Here is a 14,570-nt window from a genome sequence, read left to right as displayed (position 1 = left end):
TGTGTGGCGGCCCCCCCCCCACTTGTCCACCGGGGGGCCCGCGCCGCCCCGGCCCCGGGCCCCGGGGGGCCGCCCCCCCGGGCGGGGCGCGGGGCGCGGCCCCCCGCCCCTCCCCCTCCCGCCGGAGCCCCCGGACGGCCGCCCCCGCTCCCACCCACCGCCCCCTCCCGAGGAGAACCGCGATGACCACTCCCCCGAGTGCGTTCCCGGACGTCGAGAAGCTGGTCGTCGACGTCCTCAAGGCCGACCCGGCGCTGGCCGGGGCGGTGCTCGCCGTCCACCCGCCCGCCGGCTTCGACGGCACGCAGAGCGCCGTCCTCGTCAACCGGCGCGGCGGCGCCTGGATCGGCGACCTGCACGTCGACATGCCGCTGATCGAGTTCGAGGTGTACGGCCCCACCAAGGAGGCCGCCCACGTGCTGGCCAACGGCGCCCGGCGCGCGCTGCTCGCCACCCTCGGCAAGCAGATCGGCGGCTACGCCGTCCACGACGTGGAGGAGCAGGACGGGCCGCGCTGGCTGCCCGACTACCTCTACCGGGGCGCCAACCGCTACCTCTGCGTGCTGCGCCTCTCCCTCGGCGTCTTCTGACGCCCCGCCGGATCCGTCCGGCCCACCCGCCGTCCGTCCGGCCCACGCGCCGGATCCGTCCGGCCCCCACAGACCAGGCCCTGCCGTCCGGCGGGGCCTTTGCCGTACCCGGGTCCCTTCCCTTCGCCCGGGCTCGGCGCCCTCACCCACACAAGGAGAAACCCACCATGGCAGGAAACAACTCCGCCGAGATCCGCGTCGCCGGCACCGGCAAGCTCTTCGTCGCCACGGCCGGCGCCAGCGCCCCGTCCTTCGGCGCCGACCCGGCCACCGACTGGGCCTCGGCCACCTGGACGAACCTCGGTTACACCACCGGCGACGGCGTGACCTTCTCCAAGAAGGACAAGCTGGAGCCGATCGACACCTGGCAGTCGGTCTCCCCGGTGCACTTCATCTACTCCAGCCGCGACCTCTCGCTGAAGTTCTCGATGCTCCAGTTCAACGAGGACACGCTGCCGTTCTTCATGGGCGGCGGCAAGGTCGAGGCGGAGCCGGCCGCGGCGACCGACACGTTCAAGTACGAGATCGCCGAGCGCCCCTACGCGGACGTCCGCGCCCTGGGCCTGGAGTTCACCGACGTCAAGGTCGGCGGCACCGCGGTCACGTACCGCTTCATCATCCCGCGCGGTCAGGTCACCGCCTCCGACGACATCAAGCTGGCCCGCAAGGCGGCGTCCACCCTGGGCATCACCTTCACCGCGATGTCGAACGGCGACGGCAAGCCGCTGGCCACCTTCCTGATGAAGGACGGCCAGTACGGCGCCTCGGCCTGATCCTCCCCGGGGCGGGACGGCGGCACCCCGCCGTCCCGCCCCGGATCCCTTCTCCTCCGTACGCACCCGATCAAGGAGTACGCATCACCATGGCCCGTTTCGACGTCAACGCCGCCCGCGCCCAGCGCCAGGAGGGCCGCGGCCGCTCCTGGAGCTTCGAGCTGGACGGCGACACCTTCACCCTCCCGACCGAGCTCTCCCGCACGACCGCGAAGGGCCTGCGCAAGCTGGACGACAACGACGTGGACGGCCTGCTCGCGCTCCTCATGGGCGCGGAGCAGTTCGCCCGCTTCGACGAGCACGAGGTCACCATGCAGGACGTCGCCGCCATCCTGGAGGCGTACGGCCAGGAGACCGGGCTCGGCCTGGGGGAAGACTGAGCCTCGTCGAGTTCGTCGACGAACACGCCGAGGCCCTTGAGGCGGACCTGATCCGCTACTACGGGACCGACATCCTCGACTGGCACCGGGGCGAGCTGTCCAGCCGGCGGCTGCTGGTGCTGATCAAGCACCTGCCGCGGGAGAGCGCGCTCCAGCGCGAGATCCACGGCGAGGCCGCGGAGTGGTCGGTGACCGACCATCTGCTCGCGGCGACGGTCGACCACCTGGCCGTGGGCAACTGGATGTTCTCCTGCGTCAACAGCGGGGAGGACGGTGACCCGCCCGAGTTCCCGAAGCCGGTGCCCCGGCCGGAGAGCAAGGCGGACGAGGACGGGAGCGACGGGAGCGACGGGAGCGGGGACGGGGCGGGTACGGGGGCGAGCGGGGCGGCCGCCGCCCCGCGGAACGGGGAGGAGCCCCCGGCGATCTCCCCCGGCCAGCTGGCCCGCTTCTTCGGCTGACCCTCCCGGCGCCGACCGCCTCTTCCGAAGGCTCACCCCGGCGCCGGCCGCCTGCTCCGGAGGCTCCTCGCGGCGCCGGCCGCCTGCTCCGGAGACTCCTCCGGCGCTGGCCGCCTGCTCCGGAGGCTCCTCCGGCGCTGGCCGCCTGCTCCGGAGGCTCCTCCGGCGCTGGCCGCCTGCTCCGGAGGCTCCTCGCGGCGGAGGCCGCCTCTTCCGCCAGCCCCTCGCGGCGGAGGCCGCCGCTTCGGGCGGCCCTCCCGGCGCGCCCCTCGGCCGGCCCTCCCGGCGAGCCCTTCGGCCGGTCCTTCCGGCGAGCCCTTGGGCGCCGTCCCCGGCGCGCCCCCTTGGGCGTCACCCCCGGCCGCCCGTGGGCGCCACCCCCGGCGCCCTCGTGGGCGCCGTCCTCCCGGAGTCCGTTCCCGTCAGGGGGCGGACTCCGGAGGTGCTTCCTGGGCGCGCTCGGCCGCCAGCTCCTCCTCCAGCGCCTTGGCGCGCTCGGAGAGCCGGCGGGGCCTGCGGGGCTCGGGCTCGCGGCGTTCGCCGGGGCCGGCGCCCTGCTGGCCCGGGACGTGGGAGAGCGGCGGGACGATGGGGCGGCCGCCCTTGCCCCGTACGACCTTCCGCACGGGCTGCGCGGTGCGCCGCGCGCGGCCCTCCTGGGCCGTGACCGGGGCTTCGGGCGCCGTCGTGCCGGGGGCCGGCTCCTTGCCGTGCTCGGGCTCGGGCTCGCCCCCGCGCCCGCCCTCACCGCCGAGCCCGGCCCCGTTCCCCTTCCCGGCCCTGTTCCCGGCCCCGGCCCCGTTCCCGAGCCCCGCCCCGGGCCCGTCACCGTCGCCGTACCCGGGGCCGGTCCCGCCCCCGGGACCGGGCTCGGGGTCGGGCTCAGGGTCGGGCCCGGGGGTGGGATCGGGCTCGGACGGCGAGCCCTGTTCGAACAGTTCGCGCTCCCGCCGCACCCGCTCCTCCGCCTCGACGACGGCGGCGGGCGGTTCGAGGAGCCGGGCGAAGGGCAGGGCGATGACCCGGGCGCCGCCCTGCGTCCCGGCGTCCGTCCGGCGCTGCGGCCGCCGGATGCCCCGGCCGTCGCCCTGCCCCTGGGCGTAGGCGTCGGCGACGCGGCGCTCGTACTCCCGGCGGATGCGCGGGAGTTCGTCGGAGACGGCCTCGGCCCAGCCGGAGGTGAAGGCGGTGGTCTCCCTGCGGTCGATCTCGGACCGGGGGATGACGACGAGCTCCTCGGGGGCGTATCCGAGGACGTGGACGAGCTCGGAGAGCCGCGCGAAGAGGTGGGGCAGGTCGGGGTGGGAGGCGAGCCAGTCGACCACCCGCTCCCGCCGGTCGGCGTCCGGCTCCGTGTCCATGTGTCAGTACTGCCTTCCAGCCCCCTGGGGTCCCCGCGCGCCCCTCGCGCCCCTCGCCTTCCCGGAGTGGTCGGGTCCGGGAGAGCGCCCTCCAGGTTACCCGGTCGAACTTTTTCTTCGATCACCGCCAACTCGTTCGAGAACCTGACGAGAAGACACGCCGTCAGCCCCATCTCGCTCGACAAACCTCGAACAGATGTTCCACACTCTGTTCGCACAGTAGTTCGAACACGTGGTGCCCCCGCTCTCCAGACGCACGCGGCGCCGCCACGCACGCACGGGCAAGCAAAGGAAGGCAGGCGTCCATGACTCAGCCGGGCGAGGCATCGCGACCGCACATCCCTCTCCAGGACCGCCTCCGCCAGCTCCTCGACGGACCCGTCGCCCTCGACAAGAGAGCCCTGCTCGGCACCCTGTACGCCGAGGTCTCCCGCTGCGAGACCGTCGCGTACGCGGCCGGCTGGAACGACGCCCTCGCGACGACGCGGCGCGGCCCCCGCCGGGACACCGACGCCTAGCCGCAGCGCGCTGCCCTGCGAACGAGCCCCCGCCGGATCCGGCGGGGGCTTTTCGGCGCTTGGCCCGTACGGGCCGGAAGCGGAGCAACCGTGGAAGTAACCAACGAACAACTCGCGACCAAGATCGCCGGCCTCCGGGAGTACCTCACCAAGATCGACGACGTGGGCAGACTCCCCACCACCACATGGATGGAGAAGCAGCTCGCACCGGTCAACAAGCTGATCGCGGACCTCAAGGCGGAACAGGAGAAGGTCGCCGAGGAGGTCACGAAGGCGCCCTGGGAAGAACTTCTGGAGCAGCTCGGCCTCGGTTTCGTCGCCGAGATCATCAAGAAGTTCAACGAAGGCGGTTTCGGCGCCGCGCTCACGGCGGCCCTCGTCGCCCTCGGCGGCGTCATCGTCCCCATCCTCCTGGCCGCGCTCGGCGCGCTCATCGTCTTCAAACTGCAGCAGGCCCACGCCAAGAAGACCGGCGGCAGCACGTTCGGCATGCGCCCGGACGGCAGCTTCGGGCGACGGAACATCCAGGACATCGAGAACGAGCGGAACGGCGTCGCCCCCGGCGGCCTCGCCGACCTCCCGGCGGACGCCAAGTTCGACGACCTGCGCGCGCAGCTCGAACTGCTGAACCCGCACCTCGCCAAGTTCAACCTCCACGCCCCCTCGTTCGTCTCGAACTTCCGCAAGATGCCGTCGAAGGGCGCCGAGGCGAAGGCACAGGTCGTCGAGCGGATCGCACTGGCCGTCAAGGACGTCGACCACCAGGCGATGCCCCTGGTCGCCAGCGGAATGGGCAAGATCAACGGGGCCGTGAAGAACGCGAACCCGCGGAAGACGGAGAAGTTCGCGGGCGCCATCTCCCTCCTCAAGGCCGCCATGAAGGACCTCGACGTCGACAAGGTCCCCAAGATGGCGACCTTCCAGAACGCCGCGAACGCCGCCAAGGACCTCGCCGAGCACACCGGCACCCTCTCCGGGCGGATGCACGCCTTCGCCGATGCCGTCCGCGACCTCAACGCCCAGATGACCGGCGGCGCCCCCAGCCCCGGCTGATCCCCCACCCACCCCGAAAGGAGGTACACCCATGTCCCTCGTCAGGAACCTCAAGAACGCCTCGTCCGCCCTCGGCGGCTTCCGCACACAGGCGGCAAACGCCGGCACCTCGGTCAAGAAGGTCGGTGACGCCGGGCGGTCCGCGTCCGGTCAGCTCAGGACGCTGCGTACGAACGCCCAGGGCGCCGGCACCCAGCTGAAGAACCTCAAGACCGCGTCCGACCAGGCCGAGCGGGCCATGAAGAAGGCCGGCGACACCGCGCAGTCCGCCGGCGGCAAGCTCGGCAGGTACGAATCCGGGGCCGGCAAGGCCGCCAAGGGCCAGGACAAGCTCAACAAGTCCATGAAGGGCAACTTCCTGGTCCGCCTGCTCGAACTCTTCATGCCGCTCATCGAGGCCGTCGTCGACATGGCGCTGCGCTCGAAGACCATGCAGACGGTCCTGAAGAAGGCGTTCAGCGCGATCAAGAGCGTGATCAGCTCGGTCATGAAGGCCATCGGGCCGATCATGAAGAAGGCCGGCAGCCTCATCAAATCGGTCTGGAACGGTATCAAGAAGGCCATCTCCACCGTCGTCAAGGCCGTCGCCACCGTCATCAAGACCTACGTGAAGATCTGGAAGACGGTCATCACCACGGTCATGAAGGCGATCAAGAGCGTCATCAGCACCGTCTGGAACGGCATCAAGCGCGTCATCACCCCGGTGGTGAACTGGATCAAGAGCGCGATCCCCAAGGCGTTCAGCGCCGTCAAGGAGAAGATGTCGTCCATCTGGAACGGCCTCAAGGGCATCGCGTCCCGCGCCTTCGACGGCATCAAGAGCGGCGTCAAGGGCCCCATCAACGCCGTCATCGGCCTGATCAACTCCATGATCCGCGCCATCAACCGGGTCAAGGTCTCCGTCCCCGGCTGGGTCCCCGTCGTCGGCGGCAAGACCTTCGGCGTCAACATCCCGACCATCCCGATGCTCGCCACCGGCGGTGTCGTGATGCCCCGCACCGGCGGCGTCCCCGCCATCCTCGCCGAGGCCGGCGAGGCCGAGGCCGTCCTGCCGCTGTCCAAGCTCGACCGGCTCCTCGCCCTCACCGCCCGCCGCGCCCGCCAGGCCCAGGGCCAGAGCGCCGGAGCCGGCGGCGGCCTCGTCATCGAGCACTACCACGCGGCCCGGGACAACAACCCGAAGGCCACCGCCGACGCCCTCATGTACCTCGTGAAGGCGCGTGGAGCACGGGCATGAGTTCCGCCCTCGCCATGCCCCGCCTCGCCATGCCCCGGTTCCAGGTGGCCGTCGGCCCGATGAACACCCTGCGCCAGGGGGCCACCGCGGCGACCGGAGCGATGCGGAACCTCCGGCAGGGCGTCCAGCGGGCGTCCGCCGGCGTCGGCGCCCTCGTCACCGCCGCCCGCGGCGCCTCCACCGCCACCCGCGCCCTCGGACGCGACGCGGCCGGCACCCGCACCGCCCTCGACAAGCTCCGCCGCTCCCCCGCCGCCACCCGCCTCAAGCGGATCGCCACCGCCGCGGGCAAGGCCCGCCGGGCCGCCGGGCGGATCGGCACCGGAGCCGGGGCGGTCCTCGGCCTCCTCCTGCCGCTGCTGCCCGTCGCCGATGTCCTCACCGGCCTCATGGGCACCTTCGGAACCGTCATGACCCTCGCCTCGGTCGCCATGACAGGCGTCAACGTCGCCATGCGGGCCAACCCGCTCGGCTTCCTCGTCGGCCTGATCGTGCCCATCGCCGCGTACCTCATCGAACTCGCCGTCAACTCCGAGACCGGACAGCGGATCATCCGCCAGGTCCTCCAGCAGGCCCTCAAGGCCGTCCAGGGCGTCTGGAACTTCATCAGCCCCTTCATGAAGGCCCTCGGCAAGGCCATCGGCACCTACGCCACGGCGTACCTGACCGTCTTCAGGACCGCCCTGAAGATCGTCGGCGCGGCCATCGGCGGCATCGCGAGGATCGGCTCCGCCGTCCGCTCCGCGAGCAACGCCCTGCGGGGCATCGCCTCCCGCACCCTCGGCGGCATCAAGAGCGCCGTCCAGCCCGTCGTCCGCTGGATCACCGACAAGATCCCCGGCTTCTTCCGCCGGGCGAAGGACGCCGTCGCCAAGGCCCTCAACGGCATCGGCGACCTCGTCCAGGGCGGCCTCAGCGCCGTCCTCGGCGTGGTCAAGGGACCCATCAACGGCCTGATCGCCTTCGCCAACTGGATCATCGACGGCCTCAACAAGCTCAGCTTCGAGATCCCGCTCACCGGCAAGAAGTTCGGCGTCACGCTCGACAAGATCCCGATGCTCGCCGAAGGCGGCATCGTCGCGCCCCCCGAGGCCGGCGAGTACCGGATCGACTCCCTGACCGAACTGGAGCGCCGGCGCGTCCCCGCGCTCACCGAGCCGCCCCGGCGCCCGCACCGCGTCCGGGAGTTCCGCGAGGAACCCGGCGCCGGCCCCCGGGCCGCGGCGGAGGACCTGCTCTTCCTCCTCGCCGCCCACACCCGCGGCGGCGCCGGACAGCCGGTCCTGACCTGACGCACCCGCCCACCCCGCCACCGGAAGTGAGGTGACGGCCCCATGGCCGAGACCACGACCCCGTACGCCGGAAACTCCCACACCGCCGACCTCGCGCCCGGCTCGCTCATCACCCAGGACGGGCAGATGCAGTGGGCCGGGCTGCTCATCGGCCCCGGCACCCCCTTCGCCGTCGACAAGTCGGGCCTGACCGGCTGGGAGGACCTCCCCGAGTACGACTCCTCCGACGCCGACCGCCCGACCTCGCACGGCGCCTGGCCCGGCTCCCGCTACGCCAAGCCCCGCAAGACCGGCGGCACGATCGTCCTCATGCCCGAGCACGGCGGCGCCCCCGCGGCCGTCCGGGCGCTGCGGCAGGCCCTGGCCCTCCTCGACGAGGAGCGCTGGCTCGCCGTCCGGCTGCACGGCGAGACCCTCGCCGTGCGCGCCCGGATCGCCCAGCGCGTGGTCCCCGCCGACCAGGGCTTCGCCACCCAGGGCAGCTCCCGCATGTCCGTCCAGTGGCTCGCCGCCGACCCCCGCCGCTACACGGTCAACGAGCAGCTCGCGACGACCACGCCGCCGCAGCCCGAGGCCGGCCTCACCTGGCCGCTGACCTGGCCGCTGTCCTGGGGCGAGGCCAAGAGCACCGGCGACGCCGTCGTCGAGAACACCGGCTCCGCCCCCACCCACCCGGTGATCGTCTTCCGCGGCCCCTGCTCGATGCCGAGCGTCACCGAGCGGATCAGCAGGCGCCGGCTGCGGTACGCGATCGACCTGGCCGCCGGCGACGAACTCACCGTCGACACCCGCGCGGGCACGGTGATGCTCAACAACTCCGCCTCCCGGCTGCACACGGCGATGGCCGACTCCACCCCGGAGGAGCTCTTCATCCTGGAGCCCGGCCGCAGCGACCTCTCCTTCCGCCCCGAGGAAGGCACCGAGCAGGCCCTCATGACCGTCAGCTGGCGCAGCGCCGAGTGGTGACGGCCGCATGACCCCGCGCCGCCGGGCCGCCGCCGCGCGCCGCCGCCCGGCGGCCCTCCCGCATCCCCTCCCTACCCCGAGGTGACCCCATGACCGTACGAGCCGCCTGGCTCCAGTCCGACGGGCAGACCCGCGAGGACACCCGCATCACCCTCGCCGCCCTCCTCACCCCCAGCGGCCAGAGCCCCGAGGAGACGCCGCTCCGCTCCCGGGCCGGCGTCCTGCCCGGCGGCCTCGCCCTGACCGGCGGCTCGCCCATGGAGGCGATCATCGGCACCGGCCGCGCGATCGTCCAGGGCAAGGACACCGCCCAGGGGGCGTACCTGGTCGCCGTCACCGCGCCGGAGACCCTGACCATCGAGGACGGCAACGCCCAGTACGACCGGATCGACCTGATCGAACTGGCCGTCGTCGACGACCTCTACGACCGGACCGGCGCCACCGAGGCCGTCGTCCGCCTGGTCAAGGGGGAACCGGCCGCCACCCCGGTCGCCCCCGCGAGCGGACCCGGCAGCGTCCTCCCGCTGTACACGGTCAAGGTGCCGAAGGGCACCTCGGCCGGCACCGGCGGCATCGCCTGGGGCACCGCCGCCGTGGCGAGCCTGCACTGGCCGGTCGTCGCGCTCGGCGGGATCATGCCGACCAGCGGCTTCAAGGGCGCGTACACCGGCCAGTACCGGGACACCGCGGGGCTGCTCCAGCGCTGGGACGGCACCACCTGGGTGTCGTACCCGAAGGCGATCGGCGGCATCGCGCCGACCTCGACCACCACCGGCACCTACACCGGACAGTTCCGGGACAGCGGCGCCGGCCTCCAGCGCTGGGACGGCGCCGCCTGGGAGTACACCGAGGGCACGTCGAAGGTGCTGTTCGGCGCGACCCAGTGGACCACCACCCAGCAGCAGACGCTCGCGACGAACACCTGGACCCCGATCAGCCTGCCCACCGTCGAGTTCGACACCGCCGGCGGCTGGAACGGCACGACCACCTACACCGTGCCGCGCTCCGGCTACTGGCGGCTCAACGGGCACGTCACCTACGCCAACGACGGCCAGACCGGCATGCGCGGCGCCCGGATCACCGTCAACGGCACCAACCAGCCGCGCTTCACCTGGCTCGGCCCCGCCGGCAACGGCGCCGTCTGCGTCGGCGGCAGCGGTCTCACCCGGCTGGTCGCGGGCGACGCCCTCCAGCTCTCCGGCTTCCACAACCACACCGCCGCCGTCCGCACGCTCGGCGGCTCCGGATACGGCTGCACCCTCGCCGCCGAGTGGATCCGGTCCTGACACCCCCCGCCCCTACCCCCCTGAGGAGAACACCGTGAACCTGCGCAGCAGCTGGGTCGCCACGACCGGCCAGACCCGCGAGGACACCCGCCTCACCCAGACCGGCGTCACCACGCTCGCCAACCCCGTCCAGGTCCGCTCCGGCATCCTGCCCGGCTCCTACGACGGCCAGTACCGGCTCGCCGCCTTCTGGACCTTCGGCTCCGCCCCGATGACCGCGACCGTCTCCGAGGGCCGGGCCGTCATCCAGGGCGAGATCTCCCAGGGCGCCTACCCGGTGACCCTGCCGAACTCCGAGACCCTCACCTTCACGCCCGGCCACGCCCAGTACAACCGCATCGACCTGATCGTCCTCAAGGTCTACGACGGCCTGTACGACGCCGACAGCCAGCGGTACGAGGCCAAGCTGGAGATCATCCAGGGCACCGCCGACGCCGTCCCGCAGATCCCGCAGATCCCGCCGCGCTGCCTCCCGCTGTACGAGGTGCTGGTGCCGGCCGGCGTCAGCGCGGGCAACGGCGGCATCCCGTGGAACACCTCCCTGAAGGACCTGCGCACCCCCGTCGTCTCGCTCGGCGGCATCCTCCCGGTCGAGGGCGCGGTCCAGCCCGGCGCCTACCCGGGCCAGTACCAGGACGGCGGCGGCGCGCTCCAGCGCTGGGACGGCGGGGCGTGGGTGCCGTACCCGTCCGCGCTCGGCGGCATCGTCCCCAACTCGGCCTCCAGCACCCCCGCCAGCTACACCGGCCAGTACCGGGACTCCACGACCGGCATCCTCCAGCGCTGGAACGGCACGGCCTGGGTGGCGGCCGTGCCCGGCCCGTACTTCACCGACAACAGCGACCAGGGCGAGACCGCGTCCGGCACGTACGTCTCGACCCTCGCCGGCCGGGCCACCAACCCGCTCAAGGTCAACTTCGTCGTCCCGCCGTCGAAGGCGGTCGCCGTCTCCTTCGGCTGCCGGATGCGCTCCCGCGACGACCTCTACGCGTACATGGCGCTCGAACTCTCCCAGAACGGCACGGTCATCAGCGCCCCCGAGGACGAGTACGGCATCTACGCCGCCAGCACCACCACGCTCACGGCCTCCTCCGTCCGCCGGCTCTCCGGACTGACCGCGGGCGCCACCTACACGCTCACCGCCTACTTCCGGGTCGTCCCCAACACCCCGGCCGTCAAGGCGTACTTCGACAACACGTACATCAAGGTCGACCCGCTGCCGTAGCCCCCCACCCCGACCTCCGGGAGGAGAACCCCATGCCCCTGCGTCCCGGCTGGCTGCTGCCCAGCGGCCAGACCCGCCAGACGACCCGCCTCACCCACCTCGGCGCCGGCACCCCGGTCGACCCGCTCGTCTCCCGCTCCGGCGTCCTGCCGGGCTCCGCCGACGGCACGTACCGGGTCAGCGGCCTGTCGATGACCGGCAGCGGCCCGATGACCGCGACCGTCCACGCCGGGCGGGCCCTCGTCCAGGGCCGGCCCGAGCAGGGCGCGTACCCCGTCGCCCTCGACGGCGACACCGTCCTCGCCTTCGGCGACGGCGACGCGCTCCACCCGCGGATCGACCTCGTCGTCCTCCGCGTCTACGACGACGAGTTCGACAGCCTCACCCGCCACGAGGCCGTCCTGGAGATCGTCGTCGGCCAGCCGAAGGCCACCCCGGTCGCGCCGCCCGCCCCGCCCGCGTCGCTGCCCCTCTTCACCGTCCGGGTCAAGGCCGGCGCCTCCGCCGGCACCGGCGGCATCGCCTGGACCGGCGGCGACCTGACCGACCTGCGCACCACGGTCACCGGCGTCGGCGGCATCCTGCCCGTCTACAACAACGCCGGGGTGCCCGGCTCCTACCCCGGCCAGTACCAGGACAACGACGCGGCCCACCAGCTCCAGCGGTGGAGCGGCACCGGCTGGGTCGCGTACCCCAAGGAGATCGGCGGCGTCGCCCCGCAGGGCGCGCTCTCGGTCGGCGGCTACACCGGCCAGTACCGGGAGCACAACGGCGTCCTCCAGCGCTGGAACGGCACCAGCTGGGCCACCTACCACCCGCCGGTGGAGGCGGAGACCACGACGACCGGCGCGGTCGCGCTCGCCGGCTGGGCCCTCGTCTCCTACGACGCCCGGCGGACCCGGAGCGGACTGTGCACCATGGCCGTCGTCGTCAACCGCACCGGCCCGCAGATCGACGCCAACAGCGCGGGGAACATCGTCGACGAACCGCTGTGCACGCTGCCCGCCGGCTGGCGCACCGCCCTCTCCGTGGACGCGATCGCCGCCGACGGCTTCGGCGACGGCTCGGCCTGGATCTCCACGAGCGGCCAGGTCACCCTGCGCACCTGGGTCTCGAACGGCGCCCTCGTCAACGGCCGCAACGTCCGCGTCAGCGCCACCTACATCCTTCCGTGAGGTCCGCCCCATGAGTCTCGACACGCCCTACCGGGCGATCTTCTGCGACCTGGTGACCGACCAGACCCTCGACATCCTGCCGCTGCGGGACGTCTCCTTCGAGGACTACATCGGCCGCGCCGGCTCGCTCTCCGGCACCGTGCCGATCCCCGACCGGACCATGGCCGAGCGCGCCCACAAGATCAAGCCCGGCCGGACCACCGTGTACCTGGAGCGCGGCGGCTTCCTCTGGTGGGGCGGCATCGTCTGGACGACCAACCTCCAGGGCAGCGACCGGGGCGTGGTGACCCTCTCCATCCAGGCCGCCACCTTCGACTCGTACGCCGCCCGGCGCCGCATCCGCACCGACGAGCTCAAGTTCAACCAGGTCGAGCAGTTCGAGATCGTCCGCCGTATCTGGCGGGAGCTCGGCGCCGGGCTCGGCGTCAGCGCCATCGAACCCGGCGACGACGTGCCCTCGGAGCCGGTGCCGCGGGACGCGTCCTGGCGGCACGGCGACGAGACCGTCTACCAGGAGGCGCTCGACCAGCTCGGCGCGTACGCGGACGGCGTCGAGTACCAGATCCTCGTCTACCGCGACCCCGGCGACGGGCGGCGGGTGCGCCGGCTCCGGCTCGGCTCGCCCCGGATCCGCACCGGCGCCACCGACATGGTCCTCGACCGGCCCGGCACCATCCTCAGCTACTCGTTCCCGGACGACGCCACCCGCGGCGGCACCACCTCGCTCGCCCGCGGCGCCTCCACCAACGCCAACGCCGCCGCCGAGTCCCGGCCGACCCTGTCGGCCCCGATCGCCGCGGAGGGCCTACCCGACCTCTGGCCCCCGCTGGACCTGTCCACGGACTACAACGACATCAGCGACCCGGCCACGCTCGACGCGCTGGCCAGGGCCGTCCTGAAGGAGGCCCAGGGCTCGGTGGTGATCCCCGAGCTCAGCATCCGGCTCTCCGACGTCGTCCCCTCGACGCTCCTCGGCCGCACCGCCCGCGTCCGGATCACCGACGAATGGCACCCGAGGGGCCTCGACACCCGCTACCGCATCGTCGGCGTGAAGGTCAGGCCGACCGAGCGGGGCCGCCCCGACACCGCCGAACTCGCCCTGGAGGAAGCCTGATGGCACTGCTCCCCGAGGACATCGTCGACCGGCTGATCCAGATGGAGCGCCGGCTCAACGCCCTCTCCACGGCGGTGAACACCCGCCCGCCGCTGACCGAGCTCACCAACGGCTCGCTCGCCCTGAAGCGGCAGCCCGCGCCGACGGACCCGTCCGTCCTCGTCGCCCAGCTCAGCACCAGCGGCCCGGGCGGCAGCAAGCCCGTGCTGCGGGTCAACGACGCCTACGGCCACGAGGTCCTCTCCGACGACATCCTCACCGGCGGCCTCGCCCGGCCCTGGCTGCCGATGCTGCCGCCGCAGGACCTGGCCTCGGCGAACTGGCCGGCCACCACCGCGACCGCCTGGACGACCATCGCCCAGTCGCAGAACCCGCTGTGGCAGCCCAAGATGCGGCTGCGGATGCTCACCCGGTTCTCCTCCGGGGCCGCCGGGCAGGTCCGGGTGCTGGTCAACGGCGCCGCGTTCGGCTCGGCCGTCGCCGCCGGCGCCGTCTTCGACCACACCGCCGCCGTCACCACGAACATGCAGGCCGACTTCGGCAAGGACCTCACCGTGGAGATCCAGGCCATCGTCACCAGCGCCTCCGGCACGGTCTACGCCAAGCCGGTCCTCATGCACGGCCGCCAGACCTGACCCACCCCTTCCCGAAGAGGAGCACCCCGTGATCCCCGACCCCACCCAGCCCTGGGGCGTCGCCATCGACTACGCGGGCCGCGGCACCGTCGCCGAGGCCGGCCACACCGTCGCCCTGCGCCTGTACGACAACACCCTCGGCGGCCCGCTGGAGCTCGACCCCATGACGGGCGAGTACCCCGCGGTGTACGTCACCGCCCAGGTCACCGAGAACGGCGAGGGCGGCGCCCAGCTGCGCGGCTACGGCCACACCATGGTCCAGCCGTCCGGCGGCCGCCCCGCCGTGCCCGACCCGGACGCGGTCGTCCGGGCCGTCGCCGCCGCGCTCGCCGACTTCGAGACCCGCCGGATCGCCCTCGCCACGCTCTGCGCCGCCTGGGCCCCGGCCCCCGAACCGGAGCCCGAGCCGGAGCCGGAACCCGAGCCGGCGCCCGCACCGGAGCCGGCGCCCGAGCCCGAGCCGTCGCCGGAGCCCGCTCCGTAACCCCGCCGCACCACCCCGCA

General features: G+C 73.1%; 16 protein-coding genes. 15 read left to right on the top strand and 1 reads right to left on the bottom strand.

Annotated features, from left to right (window positions below; all coding sequences use genetic code 11):
* Positions 1 to 182: 182 nt before the first annotated feature.
* From ACIGHB_RS05375 to ACIGHB_RS05360, 4 genes are all read left to right on the top strand, one after another.
* Positions 183 to 590, top strand: coding sequence for a hypothetical protein (locus ACIGHB_RS05375; RefSeq protein WP_360309013.1), 408 nt, complete (start codon positions 183 to 185; stop codon positions 588 to 590).
* Between the two features lie 167 nt (positions 591 to 757).
* Positions 758 to 1,363, top strand: a complete 606-nt coding sequence (locus ACIGHB_RS05370; protein ID WP_399909725.1) for a phage tail protein — start codon at positions 758 to 760, stop codon at positions 1,361 to 1,363.
* Between the two features lie 89 nt (positions 1,364 to 1,452).
* Complete coding sequence (locus tag ACIGHB_RS05365; RefSeq protein WP_360309017.1) at positions 1,453 to 1,743, top strand: hypothetical protein; 291 nt, start codon at positions 1,453 to 1,455, stop codon at positions 1,741 to 1,743.
* Positions 1,744 to 1,859: 116 nt separating this feature from the next.
* The gene (locus tag ACIGHB_RS05360) at positions 1,860 to 2,204 is read left to right on the top strand and encodes a hypothetical protein (RefSeq protein ID WP_399909723.1); all 345 of its coding nucleotides are present in this window, start codon (positions 1,860 to 1,862) and stop codon (positions 2,202 to 2,204) included.
* Between the two features lie 422 nt (positions 2,205 to 2,626).
* On the opposite strand, the gene ACIGHB_RS05355 is transcribed toward ACIGHB_RS05360, so the two are convergent.
* A complete protein-coding gene (locus ACIGHB_RS05355) occupies positions 2,627 to 3,565 on the bottom strand; it encodes a hypothetical protein (RefSeq protein WP_399909721.1) in 939 nt (312 codons plus the stop codon).
* 305 nt (positions 3,566 to 3,870) lie between these two features.
* Between ACIGHB_RS05355 and ACIGHB_RS05350 the strand changes: the two genes are divergently transcribed.
* The 11 genes from ACIGHB_RS05350 (at position 3,871) to ACIGHB_RS05300 (ending at position 14,550) form a co-directional block, all read left to right on the top strand.
* Positions 3,871 to 4,083 (top strand): hypothetical protein, encoded by a 213-nt coding sequence (locus tag ACIGHB_RS05350; RefSeq protein WP_360309021.1) that lies wholly within the window; start codon positions 3,871 to 3,873, stop codon positions 4,081 to 4,083.
* A gap of 90 nt (positions 4,084 to 4,173) precedes the next feature.
* Positions 4,174 to 5,136, top strand: a complete 963-nt coding sequence (locus tag ACIGHB_RS05345) for a hypothetical protein (protein ID WP_399909718.1) — start codon at positions 4,174 to 4,176, stop codon at positions 5,134 to 5,136.
* A gap of 31 nt (positions 5,137 to 5,167) precedes the next feature.
* Positions 5,168 to 6,373: a phage tail protein gene (locus ACIGHB_RS05340; RefSeq protein ID WP_399909716.1), complete on the top strand. Its 1,206-nt coding sequence runs from the start codon at positions 5,168 to 5,170 to the stop codon at positions 6,371 to 6,373.
* The gene (locus tag ACIGHB_RS05335) at positions 6,370 to 7,665 is read left to right on the top strand and encodes a tape-measure protein (protein WP_399909714.1); all 1,296 of its coding nucleotides are present in this window, start codon (positions 6,370 to 6,372) and stop codon (positions 7,663 to 7,665) included. The genes ACIGHB_RS05340 and ACIGHB_RS05335 overlap by 4 nt, the downstream gene beginning before the upstream one ends.
* Before the next feature lie 42 nt (positions 7,666 to 7,707).
* On the top strand, positions 7,708 to 8,631 hold the full coding sequence (locus ACIGHB_RS05330) for a phage distal tail protein (protein WP_360309029.1): 924 nt from the start codon (positions 7,708 to 7,710) through the stop codon (positions 8,629 to 8,631).
* An 89-nt stretch (positions 8,632 to 8,720) separates the two neighbouring features.
* On the top strand, positions 8,721 to 9,917 hold the full coding sequence (locus ACIGHB_RS05325; protein WP_360309031.1) for a hypothetical protein: 1,197 nt from the start codon (positions 8,721 to 8,723) through the stop codon (positions 9,915 to 9,917).
* Positions 9,918 to 9,951: 34 nt separating this feature from the next.
* Positions 9,952 to 11,142 (top strand): hypothetical protein, encoded by a 1,191-nt coding sequence (locus tag ACIGHB_RS05320; RefSeq protein WP_360309033.1) that lies wholly within the window; start codon positions 9,952 to 9,954, stop codon positions 11,140 to 11,142.
* 32 nt (positions 11,143 to 11,174) lie between these two features.
* Positions 11,175 to 12,317, top strand: a complete 1,143-nt coding sequence (locus ACIGHB_RS05315; protein WP_399909711.1) for a hypothetical protein — start codon at positions 11,175 to 11,177, stop codon at positions 12,315 to 12,317.
* Between the two features lie 10 nt (positions 12,318 to 12,327).
* Positions 12,328 to 13,431: a hypothetical protein gene (locus tag ACIGHB_RS05310; protein ID WP_360309037.1), complete on the top strand. Its 1,104-nt coding sequence runs from the start codon at positions 12,328 to 12,330 to the stop codon at positions 13,429 to 13,431.
* Positions 13,431 to 14,066: a hypothetical protein gene (locus ACIGHB_RS05305; protein ID WP_360309039.1), complete on the top strand. Its 636-nt coding sequence runs from the start codon at positions 13,431 to 13,433 to the stop codon at positions 14,064 to 14,066. The genes ACIGHB_RS05310 and ACIGHB_RS05305 overlap by 1 nt, the downstream gene beginning before the upstream one ends.
* A gap of 28 nt (positions 14,067 to 14,094) precedes the next feature.
* Positions 14,095 to 14,550 carry an ATP-binding protein gene (locus ACIGHB_RS05300; RefSeq protein WP_399909709.1) on the top strand — a complete coding sequence of 152 codons (456 nt, stop codon included), beginning with the start codon at positions 14,095 to 14,097 and terminating at the stop codon, positions 14,548 to 14,550.
* Positions 14,551 to 14,570 lie beyond the last annotated feature (20 nt).

Origin of the sequence: Streptomyces sp. NPDC085460 (assembly GCF_044541975.1) — a bacterium.
Lineage (GTDB): Bacteria > Actinomycetota > Actinomycetes > Streptomycetales > Streptomycetaceae > Streptomyces.
This window is presented reverse-complemented; position numbering and strand designations above follow the sequence as displayed.